This is a genomic window from Nocardia veterana NBRC 100344 (genome assembly GCF_000308855.1).
Lineage (GTDB): Bacteria > Actinomycetota > Actinomycetes > Mycobacteriales > Mycobacteriaceae > Nocardia > Nocardia veterana.
This window is the reverse complement of the sequence record NZ_BAGM01000050.1, coordinates 25,412-36,048: the sequence shown is the minus strand read 5'-3', so window position 1 is coordinate 36,048 and position 10,637 is coordinate 25,412. Positions and strand designations below refer to the sequence as shown.

Genomic DNA, 10,637 nt, shown 5'->3' with positions numbered 1-10,637 from the left:
GGCCGCGGCTCCCGCACCGGCCGCCGCGGGCAACGGCGAGTCCCCGTATGTCACCCCGCTGGTGCGCAAGCTGGCCCAGGAGAACAACGTCGACCTGTCGACGCTGAAGGGTTCCGGCGTCGGCGGTCGCATCCGCAAGCAGGATGTGCTCGCGGCCGCCGAGGCCAAGAAGGCTCCGGCCGCTCCGCAGCCCGCCGCCGCTCCGGCCGCCGCCGCTCCCGCCGCGCCGTCCGCTCCGGCCGGGGCGCGCCCGCAGCTGCAGGCACTGCGCGGCACGGTTCAGAAGGCCAACCGCATCCGCCAGATCACCGCGACCAAGACCCGCGAATCGCTGCAGACCACCGCGCAGCTGACCCAGACCCACGAGGTCGACGTCACCAAGATCGCGGCGCTGCGGGCCAAGGCCAAGAGCGCATTCGCCGAGCGCGAGGGCGTGAACCTGACCTTCCTGCCCTTCTTCGCGAAGGCCGCCGTGGAGGCGCTGGGCGTGCACCCCAACGTCAACGCCTCCTACAACGAGGAGACCAAGGAGATCACCTACCACTCCTCGGTGCACCTGGGCATCGCGGTCGACACCGAACAGGGTCTGCTCTCGCCGGTCATCCACAATGCCAGTGACCTGTCGCTGGCCGGACTGGCCCGTGCGATCGCCGATATCGCCAACCGCGCGCGCACCGGCGGTCTCAAGCCCGACGAGCTGGCCGGCGGCACCTTCACCATCACCAACATCGGCAGCCAGGGCGCGCTGTTCGACACCCCGATCCTGGTGCCGCCGCAGGCGGCGATGCTGGGCACCGGCGCGATCGTCAAGCGGCCCATGGTGATCTCGGACAACGGCAGCGAATTCATCGGCATCCGCTCGATGTGCTACCTGCCGCTGACCTACGACCACCGGCTCATCGACGGCGCCGACGCCGGCCGCTTCCTGACCACCATCAGGCACCGGCTGGAGGAAGCCGCGTTCGAGGCCGATCTGGGCCTGTAACCGGCTGCGCGTCACGACGATTCGGTTTCCGCATGAAGGTTGTGATCGCCGGCTCCTCCGGGCTGATCGGGACGGCGCTGGTCGCCGCACTGCGGCGAGACGGACACGAAGTGGCCCGTCTCGTGCGTCGTCCCGCCGCCGCGGAGGACGAGTTCAGCTGGGATCCGGTGCGCGCCCAGGTGCCCGCACCGGCCCTGCGGGCCGCCGATGCGGTCGTCAACCTCTGCGGAGCCGGAATCGGGGCGCGGCGCTGGAACGGCAGCTACAAACAGCAGCTGCGGGACAGCCGCATCGGCCCGACCGATGTGCTGGCCACCGCGGTCGCCGCCGCCGGAGTGCCGACGCTGGTGAACGCCAGCGGCGTGCACTACTACGGCGGCGATACCGGTGATCGGGTGATCACCGAATCCGATTCCGCCGGAACGGGTTTCCTGGCCACGCTGTGCCGTGACTGGGAGGCGGCAACCCAGCCTGCCGTCGACGCGGGCGTGCGGGTGGTCCAGGTCCGCAGCGCGGTCGTGCTGTCGCGGCACGGTGGCATGCTCGCGCTGCTCAAACCGCTGTATTCGCTCGGGCTGGGCGGACGGCTCGGCAGTGGGCGCCAGTACCAGCCCTGGATCTCCCTCGACGACGAGGTCGGCGGGCTGTCGTTCGCCCTGACGAATCCGGCCGTCCGCGGTCCCGTGAATCTGGTCGGACCGGCCCCGGTGACCAACGCGGAGTTCAACCGAGCGCTGGCACGCGCGCTGCGCCGACCGGCGCCGTTCATCGTGCCGGCCTTCGCCCTGCAGGCCGCGCTCGGCGAATTCGCCCAGGAGGCGATTCTGCGCGGCCCGCGCGCCATTCCGACGGCCCTCGAGGACGCCGGATACACCTTCCGCCACGAAACCATCGGTCAGGCTCTGGCCGCGGTGGTCGGCGACGACAGCTGAATCGTGGGTGAAACCGCTCACACCTGCACAGACACGCATCCCGTCGGCCCGAATCGGCTCGCCGCGGCGAAGCGTTGCCGATAGTTTGTTGCGGTGACCGATCTCCAGCCGGATGGGCCGCACATCCGCGACGCCGAGGAACGCGACCTCCCCACGATCCTCGCCATCCACAACAACGCCGTCGCCGAGACGACCGCCATCTGGGACACCCATCCGGTCGATCTCGACGATCGGCTGCGGTGGTGGCGCGATCGGGTGAACGCCGGATATCCGGTGCTGGTCGCCGAGATCGATGGCGAGGTGGCGGGCTACGCCAGCTACGCGCAGTGGCGACCCAAATCCGGTTACCGCTACTGCGTGGAGAATTCGGTGTACGTCTCGGAGCGGTTCCAGCGCCGCGGCGCGGCGACCGCGCTCCTGACCGCCCTGCTGGGACGGGCCGAGGAATCCGGGCGGGTGCACACCGTGATCGCGGCGATCGAAACCTCCAACAAGACCTCGATTCTGCTGCACGAGAAGTTCGGATTCCGGATCGTGGGGCAATTGCCGGAAGTCGGTCACAAGTTCGGCGGGTGGATGGATCTGACCTTGATGCAACGCACGCTGCCGGGCCCGATTTCGGCGGGCGTAGAGTCGTTCGAGTGACCTCCGTCGACACCCCGACATCGAACAGCGGCGCGGCACACACCGCCGCGCCGGCCACGTCGTCCCCCGATCCCCTGGTACGGGAATCCGGTGGCCGCAAGTTGCTCCGCATCGAGGCTCGCAACGCGCAGACCCCGATCGAACGCAAACCGAAGTGGATTCGCACCCGCGCCACCATGGGGCCCGAGTACTCCGAGCTCAAGGGTCTGGTCAAACGCGAAGGCCTGCACACGGTCTGCGAGGAGGCGGGCTGTCCCAACATCTTCGAATGCTGGGAGGACCGCGAGGCCACCTTCCTGATCGGTGGCGAACAGTGCACGCGGCGCTGCGATTTCTGCCAGATCGATACCGGTAAGCCCGCCGCCCTGGACCGCGACGAACCGCGCCGGGTGGCCGAGAGCGTGCAGGCGATGGGCCTGCGGTACTCGACCATCACCGGTGTGGCCCGCGACGACCTCGACGACGGTGGCGCCTGGCTGTACGCGGAGACCGTCCGAGCGATCAAACGGCTCAATCCGCACACCGGTGTCGAGTTGCTGATCCCTGATTTCAACGCCGATCCCGAGCAGTTGGCCGAGGTGTTCGCCAGCCGTCCCGAAGTGCTGGCGCACAACCTGGAAACGGTCCCGCGCATCTTCAAACGGATCCGCCCGGCCTTCCGGTACGAGCGGTCACTGGCGGTGCTGACCGCCGCGCGCGAAGCCGGCCTGGTCACCAAGTCGAACCTCATCCTCGGCATGGGCGAGACGCCCGAGGAGGTCACCCAGGCCATGCGCGACCTGCACGAGGCCGGATGCGACATCCTCACCATCACCCAGTATCTGCGGCCCTCGCCGCGGCACCATCCGGTCGATCGCTGGGTGAAGCCGGAAGAGTTCGTCGAACACTCCAGGGTGGCAACGGAACTCGGCTTCGCCGGGGTGATGGCGGGTCCGCTGGTCCGCTCGTCCTACCGCGCCGGCCGGCTGTACGCGCAGGCGATGGCCCACCACGGCCGGGAGATCGCGCCGGAGATGGCCCATCTGGCGCAGGAGGGCAGCGCCGCCCAGGAGGCGAGTTCGGTCCTCGCCCGCTTCGGTAGCTGACCGCTCCTACCTGCCGCGACCGGTCGAACCTCGGGTTCGGCCGGTCGTTTTGCTACGTCCGGGGTGCGGATTCGCTACGTACCGGGTGCGGATCGGCGGAACGGGTGACACAGCCGCTTGCCGGTGGGAAGCTCGAATCAACCGCACGTGTCGACTCCGGGAAGTGAAGAGACATGGCCGAGAAAGCGAGCACCGCCGCCCGAGGTAATTCCGTCGGCAGAGTCGTCGAAGCGGCGCAGCCGGACGGTATTCGCAATGTGGTCCTGGTCGGACATACCGGCTCGGGCAAGACAACCGTCGTGGAGGCGCTGGCGATGGAGGCCGGAGCGCTCACCAGAGCCGGCCGCGTCGAGGACGGCACCTGCGTGTCGGACTACGACGACATCGAGCAGCGGCAACATCGCTCGATCCAGCTGTCGGTGGTGCCGATCGGCTGGAACGGGATCAAGATCAATCTGATCGATACGCCAGGATATGCCGATTTCGTCGGTGAGTTACGGGCCGGTCTGCGAGCTGCGGATGCGGCCCTTTTCGTGGTGTCGGCCGCGGCCGGAGCCGACGGCGTGGACGGCCAGACGCTGGCCCTGTGGGAGGAATGCGCTCAGGTCGGCATGCCACGAGCCCTGGTGATCACCCATCTCGACGCCGCCCGGGCCGATTTCGACCTGATCACCCGGACCTGTGCCGACCTGCTCGGCGACGGCGATTCCGATGCCATCCTGCCGCTGCAACTGCCGGTGTACGGCCCCAAGGGCGCCGACGGGCACCGCCCGGTGACCGGACTGATCGATCTGCTGACCCAGCAGGTCTTCGACTGTTCGGCCGGCGAGCACACGCGCACCGACACCACCCCGGAGCAGGCGGCACAGATCGAGACCGCCCGCAGTCGGCTCATCGAGGGGATCATCGCCGAAAGCGAAGACGAAACCCTGATGGATCGCTATCTCGAGGGCGAACCGATCGACCTGGCCACGCTGATCACGGATCTGGAACGTGCGGTGGCGAACGACCGCTTCCACCCGATCCTGATCGCCGCTCCCCCGCCGGAGGGAACCCGGGAGGGATTGGGCATGGTGGAGATCCTGGAGCTGATCACCCGCGGCTTCCCGACCCCGGCCGAACACGCGGTCTCGGCGCGCTGTCCGGGCAACGGCGCCGCCCCCCGGTTACTGTCCTGCGATCCGGGCGCCGCGCTGGCCGCGGAGGTCATCCGCACCGCCTCCGATCCGTATGTGGGCCGGGTATCGCTGGTGCGGGTGTTCTCCGGCACCCTGCACGCCGACGAGACCGTGCACATCTGCGGGCACGGCGCCGACTCCGGCGCCGGCGCGCACGATGCCGACGAACGCGTCGGCGCGGTGACGGCGCCGTTCGGCAAACAGCAGTTTCCGCTGAGCCAGGCCATCGCGGGAGATATCGCCTACGTCACCAAACTGGGCCACGCCGAGACCGGAGATACGTTGTCGGCCAAGGATTCTCCACTGTTGATCGAACCGTGGCCGCTGCCCGAACCACTGCTACCGGTGGCGGTGCGAGCCCACGGCAAGGCCGACGAGGACAAGCTGTCGCAGGGACTGGCCCGGCTGGTCGCCGAGGACCCCACGGTCCGGTTGGAGCAGAATCCCCGGACCCACCAGTTGGTGCTGTGGTGTCTGGGTGAGGCACACCGCGACGTCGCACTGGAGCGCCTGCGGTCCCGGTTCGGCGTCCAGGTGGACCTGGACGACTATCGGGTGGCGCTGCGGGAAACCTTCGGCGCCAAGGCATCCGGGCACGGCCGGCACGTGAAGCAATCGGGCGGGCACGGTCAGTACGCGATCTGCGATATCGAAGTGGAACCGCTTCCCGAAGGCTCGGGCATCGAATTCGTCGACAAGGTCGTCGGCGGCGCGGTGCCCCGGCAATTCATCGCCTCGGTGGAAAAGGGCGTGCGGGCCCAGGCCGAACGTGGGGTCGCCGCCGGATACCCGCTGGTGGACGTGCGGGTGACGCTCGTCGACGGCAAGGCCCATTCGGTCGATTCCTCCGATGCCGCCTTCCAGACCGCGGGGGCGCTCGCGCTGCGCGAGGCCGCGGCGGCGAGTCGCATCGATCTGCTCGAACCGATCGCCGAGGTGCGCGTGACCGTCGCCGACGAGTACGTCGGCACCATCCTCGGTGACCTGTCCGGTCGCCGCGGCCGGGTCCTCGGCACCGAACCGGCGACCGCGGGCCGTACCGTCGTCCGCGCCGAAGTGCCCGAACTGGAATTGCGTCGCTACGCGATCGACCTGCGTTCGCTCTCACGCGGCGCGGCGCAGTTCAGCCGCGAGTACGTGCGGCACGAGCCGATGCCGCACCAGCTCGCGGCGGAATTCCGCACAGCCGAAGTCGCGACGGTCTGAGCCGGTCCGCTGCCGGGTGGCGCCGACCGGCCCACTATCCTGAGAGGTATGGCAGCAGGTAAGGGCGGCACACCGTCGAAGGAAGCGAAGGCCGCGGCGAAGGCGGCGCGCAAGCAGGCGTCGAAGGAGCGGCGTCAGCAGCTCTGGCAGACGTTCCAGATGGTGCGCAAGGAAGACAAACTGCTGCTGCCGCTGATGATCGGCGCCCTGGTCGGCATCACCGTGGTGTTGTTCCTGATCGGCTTCCTGTTCGATCTGCAGTGGTTCCTGCTCCCGGTCGGCATCCTGCTGGGTGCGCTGGTCGCCTTCATCATCTTCGGCCGCCGGGTGCAGAAGAACGTCTACGCCAAGGCCGAGGGGCAGGCCGGGGCGGCCTGGTGGGTGCTGGACAATCTGCAGGGTAAGTGGCGCGCCACCCAGGCCGTCGCCGCGACCACCCAGCTCGACGCCGTCCATCGGGTCATCGGCCTGCCCGGTGTCATCCTGGTCGCCGAGGGCTCTCCGCAGCGCGTGAAATCGCTCCTGGCTCAGGAGAAGAAGAAGACCGCCCGCCTGGTCGGGGACACCCCGATCTACGACATCGTGATCGGCAACGAGGAGGGCCAGGTTCCGCTGAAGAACCTGCAGCGCCATCTCACCAAGTTGCCCCGCAACATCGACGCCAAGCGGATGGATCTCATCGAGGGCCGGCTGACCGCGCTCGCCACCCGGGGCGGGCCCGCGTTGCCGAAGGGCCCGCTGCCGGCGGGGGCCAAGATGCGTGGTGTCCAGCGCACCATCCGCCGCCGCTGAGCGATCGATTCCGGCGTCCTCTCGTATCGAGCAGCAAGGAGATGCGGGTGCTGCGCGACAGCGCCCGGAACCAGTGATGAGCGACCAGCATCGGACCGTGGACGCACACTTCGAGATCGTCGAGTTCGACGAACAGGCCTACGACGAACCCGCCGAGGGTCCCAAGCTGACCCGGGTGCGCATCAGCAAGCGCTACGCGGGGGTGATCGAGGGCACCGGCGTCGTCGAGGTGCTCACGGCCCAAGGCCCGAACGGCGCCGGCTACGTCGCCTCGGAGCGGATCGAGGGGGCCTTGGACGGTCGCCGGGGCAGCTTCGTCATCCAGCACGGCGGCCTCGCCGAAGGCAGCGACCAGCGCACGTTCGGCACCATCGTCCCCGGCTCGGGCACCGGCGAACTCACCGGCATTTCCGGTCACGCGGAGGAAGCGCAGCGGGAGGTCCTCACCCTGCGTTACGCCCTCTGACCAGCCGCCGACGTTCGGTCCGCCGAGGACCCTCGGCCACTACACCGCGCACGTAGGATCTGGCTCATGCCGGCGCCCGACACCTCGCAGACCCTGAGCCGCGGACTCGACGTGCTGAAGGTGCTCGCCAGCAGCCCCCATGCCCGCACCCCCGCGCAACTGGCGCAGGAGCTCGGGCTGTCCCGCACGATCATCTACCGCCTGGTCGGCACGCTGGTCGAGCACGGGCTGGTGCGTCGCGCCGAGGACGGCACGGTCGGCGTCTCCGCGGGCGCGCTCGTACTGACCCAGCACGTACTCGGCTCGGTGCGCGAGGCCACCCGCGAGATCCTCGACGATCTGGCCCGCGAGGTGGAGGCCACGGCACATTTCTGTGTCGCCGACGGGGACGACGTCCTCGCCGTCTCGGTCGTCGAACCGCCGTTCACCACCTTCCACGTCGCCTATCGGGTAGGTGCCCGCACCGCGCGCGGACAGGGCGCTCTCGGTGCGGCGATCGAGGCGTCGCGGCGGGGCGAGCGGGGGATCTTCGAGAGCGAGGGCAAGCTCGTGCCCGGTGCGCACGGCGTGGTCGCGTCGCTGCCGGGACTGCCCGGTCCCCCGGCGGCGGTCGGCGTGGTCACCCTGATCGGACAGGAAACTCCGGCGATGGCCGATGGGGTGCGCCGGGCCGCCGAACGGTTGTACGCCGCACTGGGCTGAACATCGCTAGTCTCGAGTCGCCCTCAGGCCCGTTCGGCGAGCGCGGCGAGCATCCCGGCGTCCAGCCGCACATCTCGCGCTGCCGGGTTCTGCTCGAGATAGTCGGTGCGGCGGGTCACCGGGCGCGAACCAGCGCCGTCCCGGTCGCTCGGTCGTGCATACCCCGTCGGTCCCCGTCGGTGAACAGCGCCGGGACGACGAAGGTCAGCAGGACCTGCCGCGCGACCGAGCGGATGAAGCCGACCGGCACGGCCGCATCGATGCGGACCGTGCGCATGCCCAGGAAGTATTGGCCGGGGGTGAATCCGAACAGCATCACCGTCACCACCCCGATCACGAACCAGACCAGGTAGGTGACCGTGTTGAGCGAACCCGAACCGTGCACGATCAGCGCGGCGATACCCATGGCGATGAAGTAGTCGACGAACAGCGCGATGATGCGGCGCGACATGGGCGCCAGCGAACCGACTCCCTCCTGCGGCAGGCCGAGCAGCTTGCCGGGGTAGTCGTCGGGCTGCGGCTCGCCGGGGTGGGCCGCATTCGGGCCGGACAGCCAGGAACCGGTAATTCGCGCCATGCTCCCAGCTTAGGCGCGGCGGCGGTGAGGATTACGTCACACCCGGGCCGCCGGCCGACCCGTTCGTCGCACGGCCGGCGTCCGCCGATTTCCCGCCCTGGGGCCGATGCCACCGCGTCCGATCGCCCGCGGCGGCGACAGCACGAGGCCGGCACCGGGCGGCATCCCCAAACCGGTTGCGGCCGGGAAACTCTCGGTGACCCGGGCAGCGTTCGGCACCCGCTGCGCGGTCCTCGAATCGGGGGCCGACGGACGTGGTGGCAGGATAACCGTGCTGGTCCGGCACCGCATCGTGAACGACGCACCGCGGGCCGTTGCCCGGGGACGCCGCCGACCCGTCCAGCAGCACGTGTAACACTGGCGAAACACAGCCTTGATTGCGGGGAAACACCGCATCCATACCGTTCGACGCTGAAACCCAGCAATCGGCACAGGCTGGGAACCGATCCGTAAGGAGTACTAAGTGGCGTTCAGCACGGCCGACGAGGTCATCAAGTACATCAAGGAGGAGGACGTCGAATACGTCGACGTACGCTTCTCGGACCTTCCTGGCGTTCAGCAGCACTTCTCCATCCCGGCGAAGTCGTTCACCGCCGACCTGGCCGAAGAGGGCCTGGCGTTCGACGGCTCCTCGGTGCGCGGTTTCCAGTCGATCGACGAGTCGGACATGCTGCTGCTGCCCGACTTCTCCACCGCGCGGGTCGACCCCTTCCGTGCCGCGAAGACGCTGAACATGAACTTCTTCGTGCACGACCCGTTCACCCGTGAGGCCTACTCCCGCGATCCGCGCAACATCGCGCGCAAGGCGGAGGAGTACCTGCGCTCGACCGGTATCGCCGACACCGCGTTCTTCGGCCCCGAGGCCGAGTTCTACATCTTCGACGGTGTGCGCTACGACTCCGGCATGAACGGTGCGTTCTACGAGATCGAGTCGGTCTCCGGCTCGTGGAACACCGGCGAGGAGTTCAACCCGGACGGCACCCGCAACCTGGGTTACAAGGTCCGCAACAAGGGTGGCTACTTCCCCGTCGCCCCCTACGACCACTACGTCGACCTGCGCGACAAGATCTCGACCAACCTGCAGAACGCCGGCTTCGAGCTCGAGCGCGGCCACCACGAGGTCGGCACCGCCGGTCAGGCCGAGATCAACTACCGCTTCGACACCCTGCTGTCGGCCGCGGACGACCTGCAGCTGTTCAAGTACATCGTGAAGAACACCGCGTGGCAGGAAGGCAAGTCGGTCACCTTCATGCCGAAGCCGCTGTTCGGTGACAACGGCTCGGGTATGCACGTGCACCAGTCGCTGTGGAAGGACGGCAAGCCGCTGTTCCACGACGAGGCCGGCTACGGTGGCCTGTCCGACCTGGCCCGCCACTACATCGGCGGCATCCTGCACCACGCGCCGTCGCTGCTGGCGTTCACCAACCCGACCGTGAACTCCTACCACCGCCTGGTGCCGGGCTACGAGGCCCCGATCAACCTGGTGTACTCGCAGCGCAACCGCTCGGCCGCGGTCCGCATCCCGGTCACCGGTAACAACCCGAAGGCCAAGCGCATCGAGTTCCGCGCGCCCGACTCCTCGGGTAACCCGTACCTGGCCTTCGCCGCCATGCTGATGGCCGGCCTGGACGGCATCAAGAAGAAGATCGAGCCGATGGCCCCGGTCGACAAGGACCTCTACGAGCTCCCGCCGGAGGAGGCCAAGAACATCCCGCAGGCCCCCACATCGCTGGCCTCGGTGATCGACCGCCTCGAGCAGGACCACGAGTACCTCACCGAGGGCAACGTCTTCACCGACGACCTCATCGAGACCTGGATCCAGCTCAAGCGCGACAACGAGATCGCCCCGGTCAACCTGCGGCCGCACCCCTACGAGTTCGAGCTGTACTACGACGTGTAAGCCGTTACCGCACAATCGGATTCACGAAGCCCCAGCCGATCCGGCTGGGGCTTCGCCCATTTCGCCGACCTGGTGATGCTGACGAGCATGCCGGGAAACGCCGATCGAGACCGGCGCTCCGATCCGGCGGCGCCGCTGTCGGACGCGCCTTCCTCCGCCTCGTCCGTGC

The 10,637-nt window shown here is 68.6% G+C and carries 10 protein-coding genes; 9 read left to right on the top strand and 1 reads right to left on the bottom strand.

Annotation, left to right across the window (positions count from 1 at the left end; genetic code table 11):
* The 8 genes from sucB to ON37_RS08390 form a co-directional block, all read left to right on the top strand.
* The coding region (sucB, locus tag ON37_RS08425) for a 2-oxoglutarate dehydrogenase, E2 component, dihydrolipoamide succinyltransferase (protein WP_040718255.1) at window positions 1–985 on the top strand (985 nt) is incomplete at its 5' end.
* A gap of 32 nt (window positions 986–1,017) precedes the next feature.
* On the top strand, window positions 1,018–1,917 hold the full coding sequence (locus ON37_RS08420) for a TIGR01777 family oxidoreductase (RefSeq protein ID WP_040718254.1): 900 nt from the start codon (window positions 1,018–1,020) through the stop codon (window positions 1,915–1,917).
* A gap of 93 nt (window positions 1,918–2,010) precedes the next feature.
* Window positions 2,011–2,562, top strand: coding sequence for a GNAT family N-acetyltransferase (locus ON37_RS08415; RefSeq protein ID WP_245553116.1), 552 nt, complete (start codon window positions 2,011–2,013; stop codon window positions 2,560–2,562).
* Window positions 2,559–3,647 carry a lipoyl synthase gene (gene lipA / locus ON37_RS08410; protein WP_051031351.1) on the top strand — a complete coding sequence of 363 codons (1,089 nt, stop codon included), beginning with the start codon at window positions 2,559–2,561 and terminating at the stop codon, window positions 3,645–3,647. The genes ON37_RS08415 and lipA overlap by 4 nt, the downstream gene beginning before the upstream one ends.
* A 173-nt stretch (window positions 3,648–3,820) precedes the next feature.
* Window positions 3,821–6,031: an elongation factor G-like protein EF-G2 gene (locus ON37_RS08405; protein ID WP_040718253.1), complete on the top strand. Its 2,211-nt coding sequence runs from the start codon at window positions 3,821–3,823 to the stop codon at window positions 6,029–6,031.
* Window positions 6,032–6,079: 48 nt separating this feature from the next.
* Window positions 6,080–6,823, top strand: a complete 744-nt coding sequence (locus tag ON37_RS08400) for a DUF4191 domain-containing protein (protein WP_040718252.1) — start codon at window positions 6,080–6,082, stop codon at window positions 6,821–6,823.
* Window positions 6,824–6,899: 76 nt separating this feature from the next.
* Complete coding sequence (locus tag ON37_RS08395) at window positions 6,900–7,289, top strand: DUF3224 domain-containing protein (protein ID WP_040718251.1); 390 nt, start codon at window positions 6,900–6,902, stop codon at window positions 7,287–7,289.
* A 66-nt stretch (window positions 7,290–7,355) separates the two neighbouring features.
* A complete protein-coding gene (locus ON37_RS08390; RefSeq protein ID WP_040718250.1) occupies window positions 7,356–7,991 on the top strand; it encodes an IclR family transcriptional regulator in 636 nt (211 codons plus the stop codon).
* 115 nt (window positions 7,992–8,106) lie between these two features.
* Here ON37_RS08390 and ON37_RS08385 read toward each other — a convergent pair whose 3' ends face one another.
* Window positions 8,107–8,568, bottom strand: coding sequence for an RDD family protein (locus ON37_RS08385; RefSeq protein WP_040718249.1), 462 nt, complete (start codon window positions 8,566–8,568; stop codon window positions 8,107–8,109).
* A gap of 463 nt (window positions 8,569–9,031) precedes the next feature.
* Here ON37_RS08385 and glnA point away from each other — a divergent pair, with 463 nt between their 5' ends.
* Complete coding sequence (glnA, locus tag ON37_RS08375; RefSeq protein WP_040718247.1) at window positions 9,032–10,468, top strand: type I glutamate--ammonia ligase; 1,437 nt, start codon at window positions 9,032–9,034, stop codon at window positions 10,466–10,468.
* Window positions 10,469–10,637: the final 169 nt, after the last annotated feature.